Raw genomic sequence first — 24,408 nt, 5'->3', positions numbered from 1 at the left:
CTGCAAATCGAGGACCTGTGGAGCAGTTGGTTAGCTCGCCACCCTGTCAAGGTGGAGGTCGCGGGTTCAAGTCCCGTCAGGTTCGCAGCAACATCAGGGCCCGCATCCTTCAGGGATGCGGGCCCTGATGCGTTTCCGGGGTACGTAGATCCGGGCCCGGGATCTGGCCCCGGGATCCGACCCTGGGGTCCGACCCCTGGGTCCGGCCCCGCCTGCGGCGATCAAGGCCCTCGGAGCCACCAGAACCTTCAACGGCGCCCCCAAGGGCCCCTGAGAGCCCCCCAGAGGCCTCCGCGAGGCCCTTTCTGGATCACCGGGGGCGGGGCGACGACCGGACCCCGCGCACGGCCGCCCCGGCGGGCCGTGCTCCGGCGGAAATATCCCCCGTCCGCATGATGCGCTCTGCGCCGGACGTCCCCTTACGGGGTGCATTGCCGGATGTACAAGAGTGATCAGCTGTGACGGGAGTCACCACATGAGTTTTTGAGACGCACGCTTTTATCGCACCCATACGCCAGCTCGATTTAATATGTGTAATTGCACCCACCTTGGCCGGCCTCGCACGCGCGTCCGACAGGACCCTGACCAGGGCATAAAAAAGATCGCGCTGGACCCGGCGGAGTCCAGCGCGATCGAACGACTGAGGAACCTGTTGGGGCAGGCCCGGCCGTATGAAGCTATGTGGGGCTCATCGGATTGGGGGACCCGATATAGACCCGTCAATAAGTCGTGCTGCGGAACCTCAGGCCTCGCTGCGCTGCTGCGGAATTCCCGCAAGCAGTGCGCGGACCTCAGCCTCGCGGTAACGGCGGTGTCCACCCAGGGTGCGGATGGACGTGAGCTTGCCAGCCTTGGCCCAGCGAGTGACCGTCTTCGGGTCCACGCGGAACATCGTGGCAACCTCAGCCGGGGTCAGCAGCGGCTCGGCATCAGGGGTGCGAGCGGTCATGAGCGGCCTCCTCGGGAGAACCGAACCATCTCGGTTCTTTCCTCTAAATTCTGCACCTTGGCCCGCGTTGCCCGAAATGGACATACGCGGGCCGAGTCGGTTATAGGACGAACGGCTTGTCCTCGGCACTACAACTACACCATCCGTCCAGCCTCGACGGCCAAACCGACGGAATTGCCCTCCGAGGTGTTCATCAGCGACGGAAGCCGATGGACCGCCCCATAACGGACAGTCACCCCACTGTGACGATCAGTCACAGAGCGATCAGGAGTCGTCAGACCCCCCGTAGAGTGCAAATGCCGAGCATTCCGCCCTTAGTTGGACGGAAGGAACCCTCCCCGGACTCCTTGTCCTATTTTGGCACGAGGGTAGGGGAAGGGCGCAAGGGTGTAGAAAGTGCGGTCCGTCACGCTTGGGCCAATGGCCCGTATCGGGACGTAGGTCCCGGAACAAAGACCCAAAAGAGGGCATCACGGTCCTGAGCAGCCGGTTCTCTTCCGTGCTCGGCCGATCGGCCGATGGACACGGACCCCCGGACCCGCTACCCGGTGCAAAACTCCGCTCGTCACCCGGTCGCACCAATGCCCGCATCAGTCCCGCACGAGTGCCGCGTCGGGCACTAATTCGCGAAGAGTCTCTCCCGGACCGCCCGCCACCGCTCCGCCAGGACCCCGTACGTCTCCGCCGCCCCGTCCCGGTCCCCGGCCCGCAGCGCCGCGATGCCCGCCGCCAGGTCCCGCGCCGAGTGGTCGGCCGCCAGCCGGTCCGCCGGCAGCGCGTGCGGCAGCCCGCCGTAGTCCAGCTCCACCATCGAGCGCGGGTGGAACTCCTCCAGCCAGCTCCCGACCTCCACCAGCCCCTCGGCGAGCATCCCGTACCCCTCCGCCTCGCGCAGGGTCCGCAGCGCCCGCGCGAGCCGGCGCCGCGCCTGCACCATCGGCGTCCGGTAGCGCAGCCGCTCGCCGGGCACGTACTCCCGCTCCTCGTCGGCCACCAGCACGAACCAGCGCAGCGGCACCTGCCACACCCCGGTACGGATCCACGGGCGCGCGTCGGGGTTCCGGCCGCGCCAGGCCTCGTACTCCTCGGCGGTCCGGCGCCTGGTCACCGCGGGCAGGACGGCGTCGAGCACGGAGGGCGGGAACTCGGCCGACAGCTCTTCGAGCGCCAGCCAGCCGCGCAGCCTCGTCCGCCACGGGCAGACCAGCAGCACCCCGTCCACCTCGGTGGTGAAGGCGTCCGCGCTCTCGTGCGCCGGGACCCCGACCACGGGGACCCGCACCAAGTTCACCAGCGACCGGCGCAGTTCGTCCTGGGCGGTCGCGGTGGTCCCGCGCCGGGCGTAGTCGGCCCAGTGGGTGCGCTCGGGCTCCGGGAAGGCGGCCAGGGGCTCGTAGACGCGCAGGTACGAGGCGTACGGGACGGTCGGCGCCGAACGTGCGGAGGGCAGCCGGGGATCGGGGGATTCGCTCACGCTCTCGTCCTCCCCCGCGGCGCGCACCGGTACTCCGTACCCCGTGAGTGTTCCGATCCCCGGACAGGGAGGATCACCGGGCCCCGCAGGTCTTACGCTGCTCCCAGCACGCCCTCCCCCACCCGCAGGGCGGGCGTCTTTCCCGCCGAATCTCTTCCATGGGAGTCACCACCGTGACCGAAATGACCGACGGCGTCCTGCACACCCTGTTCCGCAGCGAACAGGGCGGCCACGAGCAAGTCGTGCTGTGCCAGGACCGAGCCTCCGGCCTCAAGGCCGTCATCGCGATCCACTCCACCGCCCTGGGCCCCGCCCTCGGCGGCACCCGCTTCCACGCGTACGCCTCCGACGAGGAGGCCGTCATGGACGCGCTGAACCTCTCGCGCGGCATGTCGTACAAGAACGCGCTCGCCGGGCTCGACCTCGGCGGCGGCAAGGCCGTCATCATCGGCGACCCGGACGTCCTGAAGTCCGAGGAACTGCTGCTGGCCTACGGCCGGTTCGTGGAGTCCCTCGGCGGCCGCTACGTGACCGCCTGCGACGTCGGCACCTACGTGGCCGACATGGACGTCGTGGCCCGCGAGACCCGCTGGGCCACCGGCCGCTCCCCCGAGAACGGCGGCGCCGGCGACTCCTCGGTCCTCACCGCCTTCGGCGTCTTCCAGGGCATGCGCGCCAGCGCCCAGCACCTGTGGGGCGACCCGACCCTGCGCGGCCGCAAGGTCGCGGTGGCGGGCGTCGGCAAGGTGGGCCACCACCTGGTCGAGCACCTGCTGGAGGACGGCGCGGAGGTCGTGATCACAGACGTGCGCGAGGAGTCCGTGTCGCGGATCCTGGACAAGCACGCCACCGGCAAGTACGCGGGCCGGGTCACCGCCGTCGCCGACACCGAGGCGCTGATCCGCGTCGAGGGCCTGGACATCTACGCCCCCTGCGCGCTGGGCGGGGCCCTGAACGACGGGTCCGTGCCGGTCCTGACCGCGAAGGTGGTGTGCGGCGCGGCGAACAACCAGCTCGCGCACCCGGGTGTGGAGAAGGACCTCGCGGACCGCGGGATCCTCTACGCGCCGGACTACGTGGTCAACGCGGGCGGGGTCATCCAGGTGGCCGACGAGCTCCACGGCTTCGACTTCGACCGCTGCAAGGCGAAGGCGGCGAAGATCTTCGACACCACGCTGGCGATCTTCGCACGTGCGAAGTCGGACGGGATCCCGCCGGCCGCCGCCGCCGACCGGATCGCCGAGCAGCGCATGGCTGAGGCCCGCGCCGCGCGCAAGGCCTGATCCTCACGAGGCCCTTATGGGGCTTCTGGGTGCACCCGCCGGGGCGCGGCGAGACGGAACTCACTGCGCTTCGGCGGGTCGCCCGTCAGGAAAGGGCTAAAATCGCAGCTGACCAGCGAGGACGGGGCGCCTTGTTGGTACTGCACCGGGGCGCGTCATGCGGGCGACGTACCGTATGGCCGCGGAAGCAGGTACCGTTAAACCCCTACGGACGGTCTCTCCACGGAGAGCCCGCTCCGAACCATGAACGCGTGTCAGACTCTGGGGCCGTCGAGCCCCGTCACCGAGGGGGTCGAGCCATGGGGCGCGGCCGGGCAAAGGCCAAGCAGACGAAGGTCGCCCGCCAGCTGAAGTACAGCAGCGGCGGGACTGACTTGTCGCGTCTGGCCAATGAGCTGGGCGCATCGCCGACTGATCCGCCGCTGCCTGTCAGCGTGCCGGTCGAAGTCGATGACGATGACGATCAAGATGAGGACGACCCGTACGCCAAGTACGCGGCGCTCTACAACGACGATGACGAAGAGGACGAGGACGAAGAGTCCGGTCCCTCGGCGCATCGTCGCGGTGCTTGACGCTTTCGCCGGTGCGTGACGCTTTCGCGGTGTCTGCACACCAGGTCTGAAACACCGAAACCCGGTCCAGGGCATAGCCCCGGACCGGGTTTCTGTGCTGTCCGCTCGCGGTGGCGGCCGTACTAGCCCGCGTAGTCGCCGGTCATGGTCGCGCCCTCGGCGTGGTCGCCGCGGTCCACGATCTCGCCCGCGACCCAGGCGTCGACACCCCGGTCGGCCAGCGCGGTCAGGGCCACGTCCACCGATCCCTGCGGGACCACGGCCATCATGCCGACGCCCATGTTCAGGGTCTTCTCCAGCTCCAGGCGCTCCACCTGCCCGGCCTTGCCGACCAGGTCGAAGATCGCGCCCGGGGCCCAGGTCGAGCGGTCGACCGTGGCGTGCAGGTGGTCCGGGATCACCCGGGCGAGGTTGGCCGCGAGGCCGCCGCCCGTGATGTGGGAGTAGGCGTGCACCTCGGCGGTCCGGGTGAGCGCCATGCAGTCCAGCGAGTAGATCTTGGTGGGCTCCAGGAGCTCCTCGCCGAGGGTCCGGCCGAGCTCCTCCACGTGCTGCTCCAGCGACATCCCGGCGCGGTCGAAGAGGACGTGGCGGACCAGCGAGTACCCGTTCGAGTGAAGACCGGAGGAAGCCATCGCGATGACGGCGTCGCCCGTACGGATGCGGTCCGCGCCCAGCAGGGCGTCGTACTCGACGACTCCGGTGCCGGCGCCCGCCACGTCGAAGTCCTCCGGGCCCAGCAGACCCGGGTGCTCGGCGGTCTCGCCGCCGACCAGGGCGCAGCCGGCCAGGACACAGCCCTCGGCGATGCCCTTGACGATGGCCGCGACCCGCTCGGGGTGAACCTTGCCGACGCAGATGTAGTCGGTCATGAAGAGCGGCTCGGCGCCGCAGACGACGATGTCGTCCATGACCATGGCGACCAGGTCGTGGCCGATGGTGTCGTACACGCCCATGCGGCGGGCGATGTCCACCTTGGTGCCGACCCCGTCGGTGGCGGAGGCGAGCAGGGGGCGCTCGTAGCGCTTGAGGGCGGAGGCGTCGAAGAGGCCGGCGAAGCCGCCGAGGCCGCCGAGGACCTCGGGGCGCTGCGTCTTCTTCACCCACTCCTTCATCAGCTCTACGGCGCGGTCTCCCGCATCGATGTCGACGCCCGCGGCTGCGTAGCTGGCACCGGTGGTCTTCTCTGTCATGACAGGAGAGAGCTTTCGTGTCGTTGCTGCGTGTGGTGCGGGGCCCCGGGAGAAGCTTCAAAAGGCAGGGCCCCGCGCAGGTTGAGCAGGATGGGCAGGGCACACCGGCCCCAGGGGACCGGGTGCTCTACGGGGCTGCGGGCCCTACGGGCGCCGGAGCGCGTCGGCGGCGTCCGTGCCGCCGGCCAGCTCCGTCTCCAGAAGCTGCTTGCCCAGGAGCTGCGGGTCGGGCAGCTCCATGGGGTACTCGCCGTCGAAGCAGGCACGGCAGAGGTTGGGCTTCTGGATGGTGGTCGCCTCGACCATCGCGTCGAGCGAGATGTACGAGAGCGAGTCCGCGCCCAGCGACTTGGCGATCTCGTCGACCGACATGCCGTTGGCGATCAGCTCGGCCCGGGTGGCGAAGTCGATGCCGAAGAAGCACGGCCACTTCACCGGCGGCGAGGAGATCCGGATGTGGATCTCCGCCGCGCCGGCCTCGCGGAGCATCTTCACGAGGGCGCGCTGGGTGTTGCCGCGGACGATCGAGTCGTCGACGACCACCAGGCGCTTGCCCCGGATGACTTCCTTGAGGGGGTTGAGCTTGAGGCGGATGCCGAGCTGGCGGATCGTCTGCGAGGGCTGGATGAAGGTCCGGCCCACGTAGGCGTTCTTGACCAGGCCGACGCCGTACGGAATCCCGCTGGCCTCGGCGTATCCGACGGCGGCGGGCGTGCCCGATTCCGGCGTCGATATCACCAGGTCGGCGTCGACCGGGGCTTCCTGGGCGAGGCGCCGGCCCATCTCGACGCGCGAGAGGTAGACGTTGCGGCCGGCGATGTCGGTGTCCGGGCGCGCCAGGTAGACGTACTCGAAGACACAGCCCTTGGGCTTTGCTTCCGCGAAACGAGAGGTCCGCAGACCGTTCTCGTCGATCGCGATGAGCTCACCCGGCTCGACCTCGCGGACGAAGCTGGCGCCGCAGATGTCGAGGGCGGCGGTCTCGCTCGCGACCACCCAGCCGCGGTCGAGGCGGCCGAGGACCAGCGGGCGGATGCCCTGCGGGTCACGGGCGGTGTAGAGCGTTCCCTCGTCCATGAAGACGAGCGAGAAGGCGCCCTTCACCTTCGGGAGGACCTTGGTGGCCGACTCCTCGATGGTCAGGGGCTTGCCGTCGTCATCCGTCTGGCCGGCCAGCAGGGCGGTGACCAGGTCCGTGTCGTTGGTGGCCGCCACCTGGGTGGCGCGGCCGTCCTGACGAGGGAGGTCGGCGACCATTTCGGCGAGCTCGGCGGTGTTCACCAAGTTGCCGTTGTGACCCAGGGCAATGGAGCCGTGGGCGGTCGCACGGAAGGTCGGCTGAGCGTTCTCCCAGACGGAGGCTCCGGTGGTCGAGTAGCGGGCGTGACCGACCGCGATATGACCCTGGAGCGAGCCGAGAGAGGTTTCGTCGAAGACTTGGGAAACGAGGCCCATGTCCTTGAAGACGAGGATCTGGGAACCGTTGCTCACAGCGATTCCCGCGGACTCTTGTCCACGGTGCTGCAGCGCATACAGTCCGAAGTAGGTGAGCTTGGCGACCTCTTCACCCGGAGCCCAGACACCGAAGACGCCGCAAGCGTCCTGGGGGCCTTTTTCGCCGGGGAGCAGGTCGTGGTTGAGTCGTCCATCACCACGAGGCACGCCCCCGAGTGTAGGCGAGATCGACCACTGGTCCGAATTGGGGACGCCCGGGAAATGTCACAGCACGCAGGGTGACCGGGCGCTCGCGTCTCGGTATTCGGATCACCTTGTTGACAGCTACAAGGGCATTCGGACAGGCTCTCGGCCATGCAGCCTCTCGGTGACCGTACCGTCACCCTCGTCGAGCGCCGGCACGTGGACCTGGTCCGTGTCGCGAGCGCCATCTGTCGCTGTTTCGCGTAGCCACAACTCTTCCTCCTTCTTGACCTTTTCCGCTCCGCCCAGCCCTGCCCCGCCGTGCCGTGCGCCGTCCCGCGCCGCCCGGGGCCGGGTGGGTGGGCCGCGCCTTGGAGTACCTGTGTCTTCGTACAACAGCAAGCTGTCCCGTCGTGCCTTCGGGGGCGCCGTCGGAGTGACCGCGGCGGCCGCCGCCGTGGGGCTGGGAGCCGCCCCCGCCCAGGCCTCCGAGGCCCGGTCGGCGGGCCCCGAGGAGCGGGAGTTCCGGGCCGCGCGGGGCCGCCGGTCCCGCCGCCCGAACATCCTGTTCATCCTCGGGGACGACCTCGGCTGGGCCGACCTGTCCTCGTACGGGTCCCCGAACATCAAGACCCCGAACCTGGACCGGCTCGCCCGCCAGGGCGTCCGCTTCACCGACGCCTACTCCGGCTCCGCGACCTGCTCCCCGACCCGCTTCAGCCTGTACACCGGGCGCTACCCGGGCCGCGCCAAGGGCGGGCTCGCCGAGCCGATAGCCGACAAGACGGCCGGCCTGGAGCCCACCCACCCGACGCTGGCCTCGCTGCTGCGCGGCTCCGGCTACGCGACCGCGCTGATCGGCAAGTGGCACTGCGGCTACCTGCCCGACTACAGCCCGACCAAGTCGGGCTGGGAGGAGTTCTTCGGCAACTTCGGCGGAGCGCTGGAGTACTACTCCAAGCTCGGTCTGGGCGGGGAGTACGACCTCTACGAGGGCGACGCCGAGTACAAGGACCTGCGCTACTACACCCGCATCCTGACCGAGCGGGCGAGCGAGTACGTCTCCCGCGACCACCACGGCAAGCCGTGGCTGCTGAACCTCAACTTCACCACCCCGCACTGGCCGTGGATCGCCGACGGGGACACCGCGGAGTCCGCGGAGATCGAGCGGCGGATCAAGGCCGGCGACGGGCGGGCCCTGTGGCACCAGGACGGCGGCTCGATCGAGAAGTACAAGGAGATGGTGGAGGACCTCGACCGCTCGGTCGGCGAGGTGCTGAAGGCCCTCCAGCGCTCCGGCCAGGAGGAGGACACCCTGGTCTTCTTCTCCAGCGACAACGGCGGCGAGCGCTTCTCCCACAACTGGCCGCTCTCGGGCAACAAGGCCTCCCTCCAGGAGGGCGGGATCCGCGTCCCGAACATCGTGCGCTGGCCGGCCCGGATCGACGGCGGCCAGGTCAGCCACGTCCCGGTCTTCACCCCGGACTGGACGGCGACCCTGCTGGAGCTGGCCGGGGCCCGCGCGAACCCGGCGTACCCGCTGGACGGGGTGAGCCTGGCCGGATACCTGCTGCGCGGCGAGAAGATCGCCGAGCGCAGCCTGTTCTGGCGGGTCCGCGGGGAGCGGGCACTGCGCCGCGGGGACTGGAAGTACTACCGCGGCAAGGCGGGCCGCGACCAGCTCTTCAACCTGGCCGGGGACATCCGCGAACAGGCCGACAAGGCGGCGCTGGAACCGGCCCGGCTGGCCGAGCTCCGGGCGGCATGGGAGAAGACGGACGCGGGGCTGCTGCCCTACCCGGGCTGACGCCGGTGCCGGTGCCGGTGCTGGTGGCGATGCCGATGCCGATGCCGATGCCGATCCCGATCCCGCGCCGTGGTCCACAGCCTGTGGACGGGGCCCGGGACCGAGGTCGGCTCAGCTCATCAGGGGGAGCAGCCCCGTGAGGTCGGCGCGCTCCCCGCTGGCCCGGACCCGGGCCCCGTCCAGCGCCTCGACCCAGCTCGTACGGCCCGTGGCGAGGCGGATCCAGGTCAGCGGGTCGGTCTCCACCACGTTCGGCGGGGTGCCGCGGGTGTGCCGGGGGCCCTCGATGCACTGGACCACCGCGAAGGGCGGTACGCGCACCTCCACCGAGCCGCCGGGGGCCTTGAGCGCGAGGGCGTCGGCGAGCAGCCGGGTACAGGCGGCCAGGGCCTGCCGGTCGACCGGGATGTCCAACCCGGTGGCGCGGCGCAGGTCGTCGGTGTGGACGACGAGCTCGACGGTACGGGTGACCAGGAAATCGGCCAGGGTCATGGCCCCGATCCACAGGTCCAGCACCCGGCTGCCGGGGTGCGAGTCGAGCGCCTCGGCCAGGCGGGCGCCGGCCCGGTCGAAGAGCTCCGGCAGCGGGGCGCCTCCGAGGGTCTCCTTGGCCGCCTCGGCGATCTTCCCGGCGAGGGAGGCGGTCGCGAAGGGCCACTCGGCGGCGTGCAGTTCGGCGACGGCGGCGGGCGGCTTGGCCAGGCCGGAGGCCAGCGAGTCGGCGATCCACGCGATGTGCGCGGCGAGTTCGGCCACGGACCAGTCCCCGACCCCGCTCGGGGCGGCGAGCTGCCCGGGGTCCAACCCCCGTACGGCTTCGCGGACATGCCCGAACTGTGCGATGACGGCCGCACGGGTCCTGGCGTGGTCGTAGGTGCGCGGCTTCTTCTTGGCGGGCGGCATGGGCCGACCCTATCCCCGGCCGGACGCCTTGGTGCCGGTGCGACCGGGGAACGCGCGAGCCCCCGTCCGGAAGGAACCGGACGGGGGCTCGGGCCACGACGGGCGGCGGCTCAGGCGAGCAGCGCCGGGATCGTCGCCTCGTGAGCGGTGCGGAGCTCGGCCAGCGGGAGCGTGAACTCGCCCTGGACCTCGATCTCCTCGCCGTCCACCACACCGATCCGGATCGCCGGCAGGCCCCGCGCACCGCACATGTCGGTGAAGCGGAGTTCCTCGCTGCGCGGGACGGCCACGATGGCCCGGCCCGCGGACTCGGAGAACAGGAAGGTGAAGGCGTCGAGCGCCTCGGGCACCACGATCCGCGCACCGTTGCCGCCGCGCAGGCAGGACTCGGTGAGCGCCTGGATCACGCCGCCGTCGGACAGGTCGTGCGCGGCGTCGATCATGCCGTCGCGCGAGGCCGAGATCAGGATCTCGCCGAGCAGCTTCTCGCGGCCCAGGTCCACCTTGGGCGGCATGCCGCCCAGGTGCTGGTGGACGACCTCGGACCAGGCCGAGCCGCCGAACTCCTCGGCGGTGTCGCCGAGCAGGTACAGGAGCTGGCCGGCCTCCGCGAACGCCATCGGCGTACGGCGGTTGACGTCGTCGATCACACCGAGGACCGCCACGACCGGGGTCGGGTGGATCGCGATGTCACCGGTCTGGTTGTAGAGCGATACGTTGCCGCCGGTCACCGGGGTGCCCAGCTCGAAGCAGCCGTCGGCGAGACCGCGGGTGGCCTCGGCGAACTGCCACATGACGTCCGGGTCCTCCGGCGAGCCGAAGTTCAGGCAGTCGGAGATCGCGAGCGGCTTGGCGCCGGTCGCGGCGACGTTGCGGTACGCCTCGGCCAGCGCGAGCTGCGCGCCCGTGTACGGGTCGAGCTTCGCGAAGCGGCCGTTGCCGTCGGTGGCCATCGCGACGCCGAGGTTGGTCTCCTCGTCGATGCGGACCATGCCGGCGTCCTCGGGCTGCGAGAGCACCGTGTTGCCCTGGACGAAGCGGTCGTACTGGTCGGTGATCCAGGACTTCGACGCCTGGTTCGGCGAGGAGACCAGGGCCAGGACCTGCGCGCGCAGCTCCTCGGAGGTCTGCGGCCGCGGCAGCTTGCCCGCGTCGTCGGCCTGGAGCGCGTCCTGCCAGGAGGGGCGCGCGTAGGGGCGGTGGTAGGTCGGGCCCTCGTGGGCGACGGTGCCCGGGGGCACGTCCACGATGAGCTCGCCGTGCCAGTAGATCTCCAGCTGCTCGCCTTCGGTGACCTCACCGATGACGGTGGCGATCACGTCCCACTTCTCGCAGATCTCCATGAACCGCTCGACGTGCTGCGGCTCGACGATCGCGCACATGCGCTCCTGCGACTCGCTCATGAGGATTTCCTCGGGCGAGAGCGTCGCGTCGCGCAGCGGGACGGTGTCCAGGTCCACGCGCATGCCGCCGGAACCGGCGGAAGCCAGCTCGGAGGTGGCGCAGGAGAGCCCGGCGCCGCCGAGGTCCTGGATGCCCGCGACCAGCTTCTCCTTGAAGATCTCCAGGGTGCACTCGATGAGGAGCTTCTCCTGGAAGGGGTCGCCGACCTGCACCGCGGGGCGCTTGGTGGGCTTAGTGTCGTCGAAGGTCTCGGACGCGAGGACTGAGACTCCGCCGATGCCGTCGCCGCCGGTGCGGGCGCCGTAGAGGATGACCTTGTTGCCGGGGCCGGAGGCCTTGGCGAGGTGGATGTCCTCGTGCTTCATCACGCCGATGCAGCCGGCGTTGACGAGCGGGTTGCCCTGGTAGCAGGCGTCGAAGACGACCTCGCCGCCGATGTTCGGCAGGCCCAGGCAGTTGCCGTAGCCGCCGATGCCCGCGACCACGCCCGGCAGGACGCGCTTGGTGTCGGGGTGGTCGGCCGCGCCGAAGCGCAGCGGGTCCACGACCGCGACCGGGCGGGCGCCCATGGCCAGGATGTCGCGGACGATGCCGCCGATGCCCGTGGCCGCGCCCTGGTAGGGCTCGATGTACGAGGGGTGGTTGTGCGACTCGACCTTGAAGGTGACCGCGTAGCCCTGGCCCACGTCGACGACGCCGGCGTTCTCGCCGATGCCGACGAGCATGGCGTCGTTCTGGGGGACCTTCTCGCCGAACTGCTTCAGGTGGACCTTGCTGCTCTTGTACGAGCAGTGCTCGGACCACATGACCGAGTACATGGCGAGCTCGGCGCCGGTGGGGCGGCGGCCGAGGATCTCCCGGATGCGGGCGTACTCGTCCTCCTTGAGGCCGAGCTCCTTCCAGGGCTGCGCCGAGTCCGGGGTCTCCGTGGCGTTCTTGACCGTGTCGAGGCTCATGCGTTGACCAGCTTCTTCAGGACCGAGGTGAAGAACGGGAGGCCGTCGGTGCGGCCCGTCCCGATCAGCGGCTCGACCGCGTGCTCGGGGTGCGGCATGAGGCCGACGACGTTGCCCGCGGCGTTGGTGATGCCGGCGATGTCGCGCAGCGAGCCGTTGGGGTTCACGTCGAGGTACCGGAAGGCCACTCGGCCTTCGGCCTCCAGTTCGTCGAGCACGCGCTCTTCGGCCACGTAGCGGCCGTCCATGTTCTTGAGCGGTACGGAGATCTCCTGGCCGGCGGTGTAGTCGCCGGTCCACGCGGTCTCCGCGTTCTCCACCCGCAGCTTCTGGTCGCGGCAGATGAAGTGCAGGTGGTTGTTCCGGAGCATCGCCCCCGGCAGCAGGTGGGCCTCGGTGAGGATCTGGAAGCCGTTGCAGATGCCGAGGACGGGCATGCCGCCCTTGGCCTGCTCGATGATGGTCTCCATGACCGGCGAGAACCGGGAGATGGCCCCGGCGCGCAGGTAGTCCCCATAGGAGAAGCCGCCCGCGAGGACGACCGCGTCGACCTGGTGCAGGTCCTTGTCGCGGTGCCAGAGCGAGACCGGCTCGGCCCCCGCGAGGCGGATGGCGCGCAGCGAGTCACGGTCGTCGAGCGTTCCGGGGAACGTGACGACTCCGATGCGAGTGGTCACCGTCAGGCCTCGACCTTCACGGTGAAGTCTTCGATGACGGTGTTGGCGAGGAAGGTTTCGGCCATCTTGTGGATGCGGTCGAGGGCGGCCTGGTCGACCGGTCCCTCCACCTCCAGTTCGAAGCGCTTCCCCTGGCGAACGTCGGCGATCCCTTCGAAGCCCAGGCGCGGCAGTGCACGCTGCACCGCCTGGCCCTGGGGGTCGAGGATCTCCGGCTTGAGCATGACGTCGACTACGACGCGTGCCACTGGCACTCCCGATGAGGTGGTTGGTGCGAAGGCGGTTCCATCAGCGTACCTGTAGGAAATTTCTACGCGGGTAGATATCTCCCTTGTGCGATCCTCCACGTCGTTTCGGCTTCACCAACGCTTCGCAAAATCCGCCGGAAAACCACGCGTCCGGCATTGCGGCGGGACACGCGGAGACAATTAACTGGGCTTCGCAATGCAATGAGAATCGGGGTACAAAGGAATCCTCCGATGCGTCGGCATTTTCCGCCGCGTGACGGGGGCGGAAAGTTGCATTGCTCCGAAACATCCACACAGGCGACACCACGCTCCGTCCCAGCTCGTCAGCGGGGGAGCGGGGTCGCGCGAAGGGACCGATATCCGTGGCGCAGCGCGTAGTAGTCACGATCTCCGACGACATCGATGGCGGAGAAGCATCGGAAACGGTCGTCTTCGGGCTGGACGGTAAGTCGTACGAGATCGACCTCAATGTGGCCAACGCAAAGAAACTGCGGAAGAGCCTCGCCCCGTTCGTGGCGGCCGGCCGCCGCCAGGCCCGTTCCGGGAAGGCGTTCAAGCACACGGCCATCGCCCCCGACCCGGCGGTCGTCCGGGCCTGGGCCCGGTCCAACCAGCTCGACGTGCCGCCGCGCGGCCGGATCCCCAAGAAGGTCTACGAGGAGTACAACGCCGCTCACTGAGGGCCGATTTGCCATCCACCCCCACCGGTCCGCTAGTGTGTGGATCACGCCGAGGGGCGAGGCCGCAGGTCAGACCCCGAAGTCGTGCGGGTGTAGTTCAGTAGCAGAACATCCTCCTTCCAGGGGGAAGGCGCAGTGTGCGATCCCTGTCACCCGCTCTGCAGGCTTTATCGACCACGGTTGTGGATCAGGTAGAGTGATGCACGCATCGCACGGCAGCTTTGTCGTGGGAAGCATGCGGACGTAGCTCAGTTGGTAGAGCACCACCTTGCCAAGGTGGATGTCGCGCGTTCGAGTCGCGTCGTCCGCTCAGCGTATGAAGGCCCCGATCATCGATCGGGGCCTTCTTCGTATGCCCGGATACCGCCGGATACCGCTGGGATTCCCTAATCCCGATGACATCCGTCATGGCCGGGTCCGCCGTCCCGCCGCGAGACTGGGGCCATGAAACTCACGGGGTGGTGGAAGAACCGCAGCAGCGCGGGGAAGGTCGAGCTGTACACGCGCTGGTCGTTCCACTTCTTCGTGCTGATCGAGATCTTCTCGATCGGACTGCCGGCCCTGGGGGCCGCGGTCCAGAGCACCTCCCTGGCGCTGGGGGTCCCGCTCTTCCTGACCGTGTGCGTGCACTCCGTGATCGTCGGGGTCCTCTCCTCCCGGGCCCTGGACTGGATCGTGGACCGGCGCGAGCGCCCCGTACGGCTCGCGGCGGTCACCGCCGCCGTCACCGTCGCCGCGAGTCTCGCCGTACTCGCCGTACGGGCGACCGTGCGCTCCGCGGAACCGGCGCTGATCGCGACCCTCCTCATCGGCATGACCTGCTTCGCCAACGGCACGTTCGTCCTGTGCCTGCGCAAGGTCCGGCAGATGCGCTACGCGCCCCCGGCCACCGCCGCCTTCGTCTGGGTGGCGGCGCTCGCCTTCGGCATTTCACCCGGCGAATCCACCACCTACGCGGTCGGGGTCCTGGTGACCGCCGCCTTCCTCTCGGCGGCCTGCGGGTTCTCCGGGTGGCTGCTCGACACCGTGTACGAGCTCGACCGCGCCCGCGAGCTCCAGGCGCAGCTCGCGGTGGCCGAGGAGCGGCTGCGCTTCGGCCGCGACCTGCACGACGTGATGGGCCGCAACCTCGCGGTGATCGCCCTCAAGAGCGAGCTGGCGGTACAGCTGGCCCGGCGCGAACGCCCGGAGGCGGTGGACCAGATGATCGAGGTGCAGCGGATCGCCCGGGAGTCCCAGAAGGAGGTCCGCGACGTGGTCCGCGGCTACCGGGAGGCGGATCTCGCGGTGGAGCTGGAGGGTGCGCGCGGGGTGCTGCACGCGGCCGGGATGGACTGCCGGGTGGAGATCGCGGCGGGCCGCGACCTTCCCGCCGAGGCCCAGTCGGCGCTCGGCTGGGTGGTGCGCGAGGCGACGACCAACGTGCTGCGGCACGGCGACGCCCGCAGCTGCGTGATCCGGCTGACGGCGGCGCCTTCGGGCGCGCTGACGCTGGTGGTGGAGAACGACGGGGCCCCCAAGGTCCCGGCCGGGCCGCCGGGCTCGGGGCTGGCGGGCCTGCGGGAGCGGCTCGCGGTGCTGGACGGCACGCTGGAGGCCGGTCCGGTGGAAGGCGGCCGGTTCAGGCTGCGCGCCGAGATACCCGGCCCGGCGGCCGGACAGGTCCTGGAACTGGAGACACGGACATGAGCCCCGTACGCGTACTGCTGGCCGACGACGAGCACCTGATCCGGGGCGCGCTGGCCGCGCTGCTGGGACTGGAGGACGATCTGCTGGTCGTCGCGGAGGCGGCCTCGGGGCCGGAGGCCCTCGCGATGGCGCGGGCCCACCGCCCGGACGTGGCGGTGCTGGACCTCCAGATGCCGGGGGCCGACGGTGTGAGCGTGGCCACATCGCTGCGGGCCGAACTCCCCGACTGCAAAACCATGATCGTGACCAGTCACGGCCGCCCCGGCCACCTGAAGCGGGCCCTCGCCGCGGGGGTACGGGCCTTCGCGCCGAAGACGGTTTCGGCCCAGCGGCTGGCCGAGCTGATCCGCACCGTGCACGCCGGAGGACGGTACGTGGACCCGGAGTTGGCGGCCGACGCGATCAGCGCGGGGGATTCCCCGCTGACCGCGCGCGAGGCGGAGGTCCTGGAACTGGCCGGGGACGGGGCGCCGATCGCGGAGATCGCGGAGCGGGCCTCGCTGTCTCCGGGGACCGTACGGAACTACCTGTCCTCGGCGGCCTCGAAGCTGGGCGCCGAGAACCGGCACACGGCGGTGCGTCTCGCACGGGCCCGGGGTTGGGTATAGTAGTTCTCGCGCTACGGCGCACCTGCGGACATAGCTCAGTTGGTAGAGCACCACCTTGCCAAGGTGGATGTCGCGCGTTCGAGTCGCGTTGTCCGCTCTGTAGTGAAGAAGCCCCTGGTCCTCGGACCGGGGGCTTCTCTCGTTCCGGGGCCTCGCCGTGCCCCGGAGTCCCGGGGCCCCGTTTCCGGGGCCCCTTCGCCGCTCTTCGCCTCAGGCCCAGGTCTGGCCGGTGAGCCGCTCGTAGGCCTCGACGTACTTGGCGCGGGTCCGCTCCACGACCTCCTGCGGGAGGACGGGCGGCGGGAGTTCGCCCTTGGAGTCCCAGCCGGAGGCCGGGGAGGCCAGCCAGTCGCGGACGTACTGCTTGTCGAAGGAGGGCTGGCTGCGGCCCGGCTCCCACAGGTCGGCCGGCCAGAAGCGCGAGGAGTCCGGGGTGAGCACCTCGTCGGCGGCGACCAGGGCGCCGTCCTTGTCGAAACCGAACTCGAACTTGGTGTCCGCCAGGATGATCCCGCGCTCGCGGGCGATGTCCCGGGCCCGGCCGTAGACGGCGAGGGTGGTCTGGCGCAGCAGGGCCGCGGTCTCGGCGCCCTGGGTGCGCGCGACCTCCTCGTAGGAGACGTTCTCGTCGTGCTCGCCGACCTCGGCCTTGGCGGCCGGGGTGAAGATCGGGCCGGGCAGCTCGGAGCCGTCGACGAGCCCCTCGGGCAGGGCGAGTCCGCAGACCGTACGGGTCTTCTCGTACTCGGCGAGGCCCGAGCCGGTGAGGTAGCCGCGGGCCACGCACTCGACGGGGACCATGTCGAGGTTGCGGCAGACCAGCGCGCGGCCGGCCCAGTCGGCGGGGGCCCCGGCGGGCAGCTCGGTGCTGAGGACGTGGTTCGGGACGAGGTCCGCGAGCTGGTCGAACCACCACAGGGAGAGCTGGGTCAGGATCCGGCCCTTGTCCGGGATCTCGGTGGGCAGCACCCAGTCGGCGGCGGAGATGCGGTCGCTGGCGACCATGACGAGGTTGTCGTCCTCATCGCGGTAGAGGTCGCGGACCTTGCCGGTGTGGAGGTGGACGAGGCCGGGCACCTGCACCGGCTCGGGCTTTTCGACGAATCCGGGCACGGAGTCTCCCTGTGGTTCTGTACGAGCGCGCGGCCCATTCTCCCGCACCGGTCCGCGCGGGGAGACAACGGGGCCGGTCAGTCCCGCTTGCAGATCCGGTCGAGGAGGTTGGCGGTGGCCCGCTGGACCCGCTCGTCCACGTGCCCGGGGCGGTCGAGCGCCGGCGACCAGGCGAAGGTGCCGGAGGCGAAGACGAGCGCGCCGCTGGGAGCCCGGTAGAGCGAGGTCTCCTGGTGGCGGCGGTGGCCTTCGCCGTCCTCGTACGGGGAGTGCGCGAGCAGGATCCGGCTCTGGTGCTCGGGGAGCTGCGTGCGCGGGAAGTAGCGGTCGGCCTCGCCGGCGACCAGGCCGGGCAGTTCGTCGTTCTCGGCGGCGCCGGTGGAGTCCCAGAGCCAGTGCGTGGCATTGCGCACGACCAGGGGCGCGGGTTCGGGGACCCGTCCCGCGTACTGGATGCCGAGCAGCTGCTGTTCCGGGCGGTCGACTTCGCGCCAGAGGCTGGGGCGGCCGGGGCCGCGGCGTTTTCGGCAGGTGAGGAGCCGGTCGTCGACGCCCGAGGGCGAGGGGGAGAGCTCCACCTGCCAGTACATGGTGTTGGCGGAGAGGAAGACGAGCGAGGTGCCGTGGTCGCGGGCGCGCTCGACGGTGCGGCGCATGGGGGCGGACCAGTACTCGTCGTGGCCCGGGAAGACCAGGCCGCGGTAGCGGGTGGGGTCGACGCGGCCGGCGTGCAGATCGCGGGCGTCGGCGTAGGCGAGGTCGTAGCCGTAGCGCTCGGCCCAGCGGATGAAGTCGTAGGCGTGGCCGACGTGGAGGGGCAGGCCGGCGCCGGCGTAGGGACGGTCGAAGGAGACGGTGATGGCGGCGTCGCCCTCACCGAGCAGCCGGCCGTCCTCGTCCCAGGCGTGGTAGAGGCTCGCCCCGGTCCGCCCGTCCTCGGGGTAGAGGTTGTAGGCCTGCCAGGTGATGTCGGGGAGCAGGAGCAGGAGATCGGCCGGGTGGTCGTCGCGCACGGTGAACGGGATGTGGGACCGGTACCCGTCGGCGGTCGTCAGCACGGCCACATACGCGCCGACGCTCCAGTAGGCGGGGACCTGGAGCCGCCAGGAGAGCCACCAGTGGTGACAGGAAACGGTGCGGTCGGCGGTGAGGGGCGCGGGCTGGACGATGCCGGAGAGCCGGGGGCTGGTGGTGATCTTGGAGGCACCGTCGCCGCCGTAGTGGCCGATGCGGTAGACGTCCACGGAGAACTGCTGGGGCGGGTCCACGGTGATGTGGAAGTCGATCGCCTCGCCGGGGGCGACGGCTCCGGTGGAGGTGAAACCTTTGATCTGCCGGTGCACGTCGTCGGCGGTGCGGGGGCCGCCGTTGCTCCGGGCCCGGGGGATCTGTCCGGCGGCCACGGCCGGGTCCACGTACCAGGGCACGACCTGCCCGTTGTCGTCGTAGTACAGCTCGCTCCCCCGGAACCACGGCAGCGGCCCCTGCCCGAAGGGATCGGTCACCGCGTGCGCGAGCGCACCTGACTCCCAACGCCGGATCTGCTCCGCACCCATACCGCTCCCCTCCCTCGCTCCCCCGAACGCCTGGACCGGTCCCAGCACATCACATAACGCACTCGGTCCGTCACCGTTCGTCGCGAAAAGTTCAGCCGTTGGTCAGCGGCACATCGGCCGGCGGTACCCCTGGTCCGGCTAGGCCCGAAAGAGACGGCCTAGACGAGCCGGACCGGCTTGTCGGGGCGTACGCCCACCTCCGCGAGCCAGTCCCGCAGGGGCTCGGGGTCCCCGTCCTCCACCAGCGACAGCACCCGCGGCGCGAGATCGGCCCGCCGCACGCCCCCGACCAGGAGCACCGGGCCGTCCAGCCAGTCCAGTCCGGGCGCGGCCCCCGCGGAGTCCACCGCGGCGCAGCACACCAGCGCCACCACGTGGTCGGTCAGCAGGTCCCGCCCGCTGCGCGGGGCCTCCAGCGGGAACAGCGGCACGGCGTCCGCGCCCCGCGCGGCGGCCACTGGCACGGCCTCCCGCGCCAGGTCCCCGCTGAGCCGCCCGGCCAGCGCCTCTCCTTCGGCGGTGTCCGAGAGGAACGACAGCACCCGCTCCACCGTCGAGGCGGCGGGCGCGGACAGCGCGTCCAGCGCGGCCAGCAGCCGCCCCGCCTCCGTACGCCACTTGCGGTCGACGACCTCCTCCGGATACGCCGCCCAGTCCACCGGCGACCAGTCCGGTCCGGCCTCGGCCGGACCGCCGTGGAAGAGCCGCGCGGCCAGCAGCGAGGCGGCCTCGTCCACCGTCCCCGGCTGCTCCAGCAGATCGCACGCCGGGCGCTCGCCCAGCCGGGAGGTGAATCCGTCGGCCAGCCGGTCGCGCCGGGACAGCTCGGTCAGCGCGGAGACGACCCCCGCGTCGAGGTGGGCGGGCCAGCGGCCCATCCGCCAGGCGGGCAGCGCGACGCGGGTCAGCAGCCGGTCCCAGCCCGCGTAGGCGAGGCCGACCTGTTCTTGGGCGACGATCCGGAGCCCGTAATCCACACCCTGTGCACGCTCGGAGGCGGCGGCGGCGACCCCGCGCTCCATCTCGGCGGCATCGACCCGGCACAGCCGCAGCAGCAGCCGGGCGGGGGCGGCGATCCAGCCGAGGAAGCGCCGGCCGCCCACGTCCACGGCGGCGTCGAGGCCCCGTACGAAACCGCGCGCGTCGGCTATGTCCGGGTGCGCGGAGGGGCCCGTACCGGCGACGACGGGCGCGAGCACGGCCCGCAGCTCCGCCACGCGCATCCACCACAGGAACGGCGAGCCGATCACCAGCACGGGGGCCGCGCCCGGCTCGGATTCCGGGGGACAGGATGTGGGGAAACCGGGGGATCCGGGGGAGCCGGCCGCGCCCGGTATGCGCGTGTGGGCACGGCGGTGGGCCGGGTGGGTCCGGTCCTCCAGCCAGCTGTCGCAGTCGGGCGTCAGGGCTATCGCGGAGGGCGCCGGGACGTCCATCCGGTCCGCCAGGTCCCGCACGAGCCGGTAGAGATCGGGGGCGGAGGCCTCCGACAGCGGCACCGTCGGGGTCACGGCGGGGCTCGCCCGCAGGACGACGGCGGCGAAGGTCCCGCCGACGAGGAGCACGAGCGCGGCGACCGCGCACACGACGAGGGTCACCGCCGGCCAGGGGTCACCGAGGAGACGGCCCGTCATCCGGGCGGCCACCAGCACGACGGCGAGGGCGGCGGGCAGCATCCCGACGGCCAGGGCCCTGCTGCGCACGCGCAGCACTGCCAGGGCTCGGGAACGCGCGGACGGCGTGCCCACTTCAGCGATCGAACCTGTCCCGGACACGGCCGGACCTCACCCCCCTCTGCGCTGCGGCGGCTTTGCTCACTCCCCCACTGTGACACCCGCCACTGACATCGCAATGCCGGTGGGCCAAGTGCCGGAACGACAGCCGCAATGCTTGCGCCGCACCATAGTTGGGGCGAGGGCGGTCGTCAGGCAGACCGGCGGACGATCACCCGATGGAATGGCTTTGGGTAAAGATGGGTGCGTTCGAACGCGACTCGATGCACTCGCACGCGAACACGCGCGCGGGCCCGGCCGCACCGAGTGCGTACCGGGCCCGCGCCCGTGAAATCCCGCTGGTCAGCGGCGTTCAGCCCGCGTTCAGCGGCCTTCGGCGGCCTTGGCCGCGATGTCCGTGCGGTACTGCGAGCCGTCGAGCTTGATCCGCTCCACGGCCTTATACGCCCTGGTCCGTGCCTGCGCCAGATCGGCACCCGTCGCCGTCACCGACAGGACGCGACCGCCCGCGCTGACGACCGCGTCGCCCTCGCGCCGGGTCCCGGCGTGCAGCACGTAGGCGTCCGGGGCGTCCTGCTCGGCCACCTCGGCCAGACCCTCGATGGGGTCCCCGGTGCGCGGGGTCTCCGGGTAGTTGTGGGAGGCGATGACCACGGTGACGGCCGCGTCCTCGCTCCAGCTGAGCGGGGGCAGGGCGTCCAGGGTGCCGTTGGCGGAGTTCAGCAGCACGCTCGCGAGCGGGGTCTTCAGCCGGGCCAGGACCACCTGGGTCTCGGGGTCGCCGAAGCGGGCGTTGAACTCGATGACCCGCACACCGCGCGAGGTGATCGCCAGGCCCGCGTAGAGCAGCCCGGAGAAGGGGGTTCCGCGGTGGCGCAGCTCGTCCACGGTGGGCTGGAGGACGGAGGCCATGACCTCGTCGACGAGCTTCGGGTCGGCCCAGGGGAGCGGGGAGTACGCGCCCATGCCACCGGTGTTGGGGCCCTCGTCGCCGTCGAGCGCGCGCTTGAAGTCCTGCGCGGGCTGGAGCGGCAGCACGGTGACGCCGTCGGTGATGGCGAAGAGGGAGACCTCGGGGCCGTCGAGGAACTCCTCGATGACCACGCGGTCGCAGCCGAGCGCGTGGGCGCGGGCGGCGGCCCGGTCGTCGGTGACGACGACGCCCTTGCCGGCGGCGAGCCCGTCGTCCTTGACCACGTACGGGGCGCCGAAGGCGTCGAGGGCCGCGTCCACCTCTTCCGGGGTGGTGCATACGTAGCTGCGTGCCGTCGGGACGCCGGCCCCGGCCATCACGTCCTTGGCGAAGGCCTTGGAGCCCTCCAGCCGGGCGGCTTCGCCGGACGGGCCGAAGACGGGGATCCCGGCCGCGCGGACGGCGTCGGCGACCCCGGCGACGAGCGGGGCCTCCGGGCCGACGACGACCAGGTCGGCGCGGAGCTCGGTGGCGAGGCGGGCGACGGCTTCGCCGTCGAGGGCATCGACGGGGCGGAGCTCGGCCACCTCGGCGATGCCGGCGTTTCCTGGAGCGCAGTACAGCGCGTTGACGTCGGGATCGAGGGACAGAGAGCGGCACAGGGCATGTTCGCGGGCGCCGCCGCCGATGACGAGGACCTTCACGGCATGAAGGGTAGCCCGCGCTCCGGATTCCCTTTCGTGCGGCCACCCAATGAGACGGCTACTCGTTCGTATATTCCTCTACAACGGTGGCTCCGAGCTCGCGCACGATCAGTTCGTGCCCGGTCAGCGCGGAGTCGACGAGGTCCGGATCGTCGTCCTCCGGTACGTCGTCCTCGGGGGCGACCGGCGGGGGCCCCTGGTACGCGGGTGCCTGCTGTTGCGGGGGCTGCTGCTGGTACGACTGCTGCGGCTGGGACTGCTGGGACTGTTGCGGCTGCTGCTGAGGTGACTGCTGGTGCTGCTGCGGGGCCGGAGCCTGCTGGGCCGGGGCCGGCGGGTTGTAGGCGGGCGCGGGCGGAGCCCCGTAGGAGGACGCGGAGACGGGTGCGATGGGCTGGTTGCCCCCGCCGAGCACGGCCTCGATCTTCCAGTTGACCTGGAACTGCTCGGCGAGGACCGCCTTGAGCACGTCCTCGCTGCCGCTGCTCGCGAAGTTGTCGCGGGCTCCGGCGTTGGGGAAGCCGAGCTGGAGGGTGGCGCCGTCGAAGCCGGCGACCTGGGCGTTCTGGCTGAGCAGGATCCAGGTGAAGCGGCGGCGGTTCTTGACGGCTTCCAGGACGGCCGGCCACATCGCGTGGATCTGCCCGGCGCCGGCGGCCATGCCGGGCGACGCCTGGGCGGCGGCCGGTACGGGCGCGGCGGCCTGGGCGGCGACCGGAGCGGGCGTCGGCGCCGCGGCGGCCGGAGCGGAGGCCCCGGGCCAGGCACCGGCGACGGGCGCGGCCGCCGGTGCGGCGGCCGGTGCTGCCGGAGCCGCCGCCGGGGCGGCGGCTCCCGGCCAGGCGCCGGGTGCTCCGCCGCCGGGCTGCGCGGCCCCGGGCCACGCACCGGGCGCCGGAGCGGTGGCCGCGGGAGCCGGGGGAGCCACCGGGGCCTGCTCCTGGACCGGAGCGGGGGCCTGGGCGGGGGCCTGCGCCGGGGCCGCCTGGGCGGGGGCGGCCGCCGCTGGAGCCCGTACCGGCGCGGGAACGGCCGGAGCCATGGCATGCGCCTCCGGCCCGGGTACGTAGCCCATGGCGGGCGCGGGGGCGAAGGCGGCGGCGGCCGCGGCCACCCCGCTGCGCTCCAACCGGTCGAGCCGGGCCTGGAAGGACCGCTCGTCGTCGAAGGCGGCGGGCAGCAGCACGCGGGCGCAGATCAGCTCCAGCTGGAGCCGCGGCGAGGTGGCTCCGCGCATCTCCGTGAGCCCGGTGTTGACCAGATCGGCGGCGCGGGACAGCTCGGCGGCCCCGAACACGGAGGCCTGGGCCGTCATCCGCTCGACGACGTCGGCCGGGGCGTCGATGAGCCCCTTCTCCCCGGCGTCGGGCACGGCGGCCAGGATCACCAGGTCGCGCAGCCGCTCCAGCAGGTCGGCGACGAAGCGGCGCGGGTCGTTGCCGCCCTCCACCACCCGGTCGACGATCTCGAAGGCCGCGGCCCCGTCCCCGGCGGCGAAGGCGTCCACGACGGAGTCCAGGAGGGACGCGTCCGTGTACCCGAGGAGCGAGGTGGCCATGGCGTACGTCACACCCTGGTCGGCGGCGCCGGCCAGCAGCTGGTCCATGACGGACATGGAGTCACGGACGGAGCCGGCGCCGGCCCGCACGACGAGCGGCAGCACCCCGTCCTCGACGTGGGCGCCCTCGCGGCCGCAGACCTCGCCGAGGTAGTCCCGCAGGGTGCCGGGCGGCACGAGCCGGAACGGATAGTGGTGCGTCCTGGACCGGATGGTCCCGATGACCTTCTCGGGCTCGGTGGTCGCGAAGATGAACTTGAGGTGCTCCGGCGGCTCCTCGACCACCTTCAGCAGGGCGTTGAAGCCCGCCGAGGTGACCATGTGCGCCTCATCGATGATGTAGATCTTGTACCGGCTGGAGGCGGGCCCGAAGAAGGCCTTCTCGCGCAGGTCACGGGCGTCGTCCACACCACCGTGCGAGGCCGCGTCGATCTCGATGACGTCGATGGACCCCGGCCCGTTCCTGGCGAGGTCCTTGCAGGACTGGCACTCCCCGCAGGGGGTCGGCGTGGGGCCTTGCTCACAGTTGAGGCACCGGGCCAGGATGCGGGCGCTGGTGGTCTTGCCACAGCCTCGCGGACCACTGAACAGGTACGCGTGATTGACCCGGTTGTTCCGCAGGGCCTGCATCAGCGGGGCAGTGACATGCTCCTGCCCGATGACCTCGGCGAACGACTCGGGGCGATAGCGGCGGTACAGCGCAAGGGACGACACGTCTACGAGGTTATCCGGGCCCGCCGACAACAGCGG

General features: G+C 71.2%; 20 protein-coding genes and 4 tRNA genes. 11 read left to right on the top strand and 13 right to left on the bottom strand.

The annotated features are described in order from the left end of the window. The first annotated feature begins 11 nt into the window (after positions 1-11). Positions 12-85, top strand: a tRNA-Asp gene (locus ACFXDJ_RS01490). Positions 86-742: 657 nt separating this feature from the next. Here ACFXDJ_RS01490 and bldC read toward each other — a convergent pair. Together bldC and ACFXDJ_RS01480 are read right to left on the bottom strand one after the other, a co-directional pair. Continuing rightward, a complete protein-coding gene (bldC, locus tag ACFXDJ_RS01485; RefSeq protein ID WP_003949541.1) occupies positions 743-949 on the bottom strand; it encodes a developmental transcriptional regulator BldC in 207 nt (68 codons plus the stop codon). A gap of 619 nt (positions 950-1,568) precedes the next feature. After that, entirely contained in the window at positions 1,569-2,423 is an 855-nt protein-coding gene (locus ACFXDJ_RS01480; RefSeq protein ID WP_384655684.1) for a hypothetical protein, read from the bottom strand. A gap of 173 nt (positions 2,424-2,596) precedes the next feature. On the opposite strand from ACFXDJ_RS01480, the gene ACFXDJ_RS01475 reads away from it, so the two are divergent. Together ACFXDJ_RS01475 and ACFXDJ_RS01470 are read left to right on the top strand one after the other, a co-directional pair. Then, positions 2,597-3,706 (top strand): Leu/Phe/Val dehydrogenase, encoded by a 1,110-nt coding sequence (locus ACFXDJ_RS01475; protein ID WP_384655681.1) that lies wholly within the window; start codon positions 2,597-2,599, stop codon positions 3,704-3,706. Between the two features lie 299 nt (positions 3,707-4,005). Further along, positions 4,006-4,278 carry a DUF3073 domain-containing protein gene (locus ACFXDJ_RS01470; protein ID WP_112449218.1) on the top strand — a complete coding sequence of 91 codons (273 nt, stop codon included), beginning with the start codon at positions 4,006-4,008 and terminating at the stop codon, positions 4,276-4,278. Between the two features lie 122 nt (positions 4,279-4,400). On the opposite strand, the gene purM is transcribed toward ACFXDJ_RS01470, so the two are convergent. Together purM and purF are read right to left on the bottom strand one after the other, a co-directional pair. Next, entirely contained in the window at positions 4,401-5,471 is a 1,071-nt protein-coding gene (gene purM, locus ACFXDJ_RS01465; protein WP_384655679.1) for a phosphoribosylformylglycinamidine cyclo-ligase, read from the bottom strand. 144 nt (positions 5,472-5,615) lie between these two features. After that, a complete protein-coding gene (gene purF / locus ACFXDJ_RS01460) occupies positions 5,616-7,133 on the bottom strand; it encodes an amidophosphoribosyltransferase (RefSeq protein ID WP_384655676.1) in 1,518 nt (505 codons plus the stop codon). A 147-nt stretch (positions 7,134-7,280) separates the two neighbouring features. Between purF and ACFXDJ_RS01455 the strand changes: the two genes are divergently transcribed. Next, positions 7,281-7,376: a putative leader peptide gene (locus tag ACFXDJ_RS01455; protein ID WP_361590194.1), complete on the top strand. Its 96-nt coding sequence runs from the start codon at positions 7,281-7,283 to the stop codon at positions 7,374-7,376. 88 nt (positions 7,377-7,464) lie between these two features. After that, complete coding sequence (locus tag ACFXDJ_RS01450; protein ID WP_384655673.1) at positions 7,465-8,916, top strand: sulfatase-like hydrolase/transferase; 1,452 nt, start codon at positions 7,465-7,467, stop codon at positions 8,914-8,916. 111 nt (positions 8,917-9,027) lie between these two features. Here the strand turns inward: ACFXDJ_RS01450 and ACFXDJ_RS01445 are convergent, their stop codons facing one another. The 4 genes from ACFXDJ_RS01445 to purS all read right to left on the bottom strand — a co-directional run bounded on the left by ACFXDJ_RS01445 (position 9,028) and on the right by purS (position 13,110). Beyond that, a complete protein-coding gene (locus ACFXDJ_RS01445; RefSeq protein ID WP_384655670.1) occupies positions 9,028-9,819 on the bottom strand; it encodes a sterol carrier family protein in 792 nt (263 codons plus the stop codon). A gap of 110 nt (positions 9,820-9,929) precedes the next feature. Continuing rightward, the gene (gene purL / locus ACFXDJ_RS01440) at positions 9,930-12,179 is read right to left on the bottom strand and encodes a phosphoribosylformylglycinamidine synthase subunit PurL (RefSeq protein WP_384655667.1); all 2,250 of its coding nucleotides are present in this window, start codon (positions 12,177-12,179) and stop codon (positions 9,930-9,932) included. Beyond that, positions 12,176-12,856 carry a phosphoribosylformylglycinamidine synthase subunit PurQ gene (gene purQ / locus ACFXDJ_RS01435; RefSeq protein ID WP_384655664.1) on the bottom strand — a complete coding sequence of 227 codons (681 nt, stop codon included), beginning with the start codon at positions 12,854-12,856 and terminating at the stop codon, positions 12,176-12,178. The genes purL and purQ overlap by 4 nt, the downstream gene beginning before the upstream one ends. Before the next feature lie 2 nt (positions 12,857-12,858). Then, the gene (gene purS, locus ACFXDJ_RS01430) at positions 12,859-13,110 is read right to left on the bottom strand and encodes a phosphoribosylformylglycinamidine synthase subunit PurS (RefSeq protein WP_008740952.1); all 252 of its coding nucleotides are present in this window, start codon (positions 13,108-13,110) and stop codon (positions 12,859-12,861) included. A 356-nt stretch (positions 13,111-13,466) separates the two neighbouring features. Between purS and ACFXDJ_RS01425 the strand changes: the two genes are divergently transcribed. From ACFXDJ_RS01425 to ACFXDJ_RS01400, 6 genes are all read left to right on the top strand, one after another. Next, positions 13,467-13,784, top strand: coding sequence for an Lsr2 family protein (locus tag ACFXDJ_RS01425; protein WP_215025948.1), 318 nt, complete (start codon positions 13,467-13,469; stop codon positions 13,782-13,784). An 86-nt stretch (positions 13,785-13,870) separates the two neighbouring features. After that, positions 13,871-13,942 (top strand) — tRNA-Gly (locus tag ACFXDJ_RS01420). A gap of 79 nt (positions 13,943-14,021) precedes the next feature. Further along, positions 14,022-14,094: transfer RNA gene (locus ACFXDJ_RS01415), tRNA-Gly, on the top strand. Between the two features lie 134 nt (positions 14,095-14,228). Next, entirely contained in the window at positions 14,229-15,473 is a 1,245-nt protein-coding gene (locus ACFXDJ_RS01410) for a sensor histidine kinase (RefSeq protein WP_384655661.1), read from the top strand. Further along, positions 15,470-16,081, top strand: a complete 612-nt coding sequence (locus ACFXDJ_RS01405; RefSeq protein WP_384655659.1) for a response regulator — start codon at positions 15,470-15,472, stop codon at positions 16,079-16,081. Before ACFXDJ_RS01410 ends, ACFXDJ_RS01405 begins: the two co-directional genes overlap by 4 nt. 24 nt (positions 16,082-16,105) lie before the next feature. Next, positions 16,106-16,178 (top strand) — tRNA-Gly (locus tag ACFXDJ_RS01400). 113 nt (positions 16,179-16,291) lie between these two features. On the opposite strand, the gene ACFXDJ_RS01395 is transcribed toward ACFXDJ_RS01400, so the two are convergent. From ACFXDJ_RS01395 to ACFXDJ_RS01375, 5 genes are all read right to left on the bottom strand, one after another. After that, complete coding sequence (locus ACFXDJ_RS01395) at positions 16,292-17,194, bottom strand: phosphoribosylaminoimidazolesuccinocarboxamide synthase (protein WP_384663000.1); 903 nt, start codon at positions 17,192-17,194, stop codon at positions 16,292-16,294. Between the two features lie 77 nt (positions 17,195-17,271). After that, entirely contained in the window at positions 17,272-18,750 is a 1,479-nt protein-coding gene (locus tag ACFXDJ_RS01390) for a N,N-dimethylformamidase beta subunit family domain-containing protein (protein WP_384663001.1), read from the bottom strand. Positions 18,751-18,908: 158 nt separating this feature from the next. After that, complete coding sequence (locus ACFXDJ_RS01385; protein WP_384663003.1) at positions 18,909-20,525, bottom strand: hypothetical protein; 1,617 nt, start codon at positions 20,523-20,525, stop codon at positions 18,909-18,911. 321 nt (positions 20,526-20,846) lie between these two features. Next, positions 20,847-22,100 (bottom strand): phosphoribosylamine--glycine ligase, encoded by a 1,254-nt coding sequence (gene purD / locus ACFXDJ_RS01380; protein WP_384663005.1) that lies wholly within the window; start codon positions 22,098-22,100, stop codon positions 20,847-20,849. Positions 22,101-22,158: 58 nt separating this feature from the next. After that, positions 22,159-24,372 (bottom strand): DNA polymerase III subunit gamma and tau, encoded by a 2,214-nt coding sequence (locus tag ACFXDJ_RS01375; protein ID WP_384847455.1) that lies wholly within the window; start codon positions 24,370-24,372, stop codon positions 22,159-22,161. Positions 24,373-24,408 lie beyond the last annotated feature (36 nt).

It is taken from the genome of Streptomyces sp. NPDC059443 (assembly GCF_042750105.1).
GTDB lineage: Bacteria > Actinomycetota > Actinomycetes > Streptomycetales > Streptomycetaceae > Streptomyces.
Note: the sequence above shows the minus strand (reverse complement) of the source record. Positions and strands in the feature narration are given on the sequence as shown.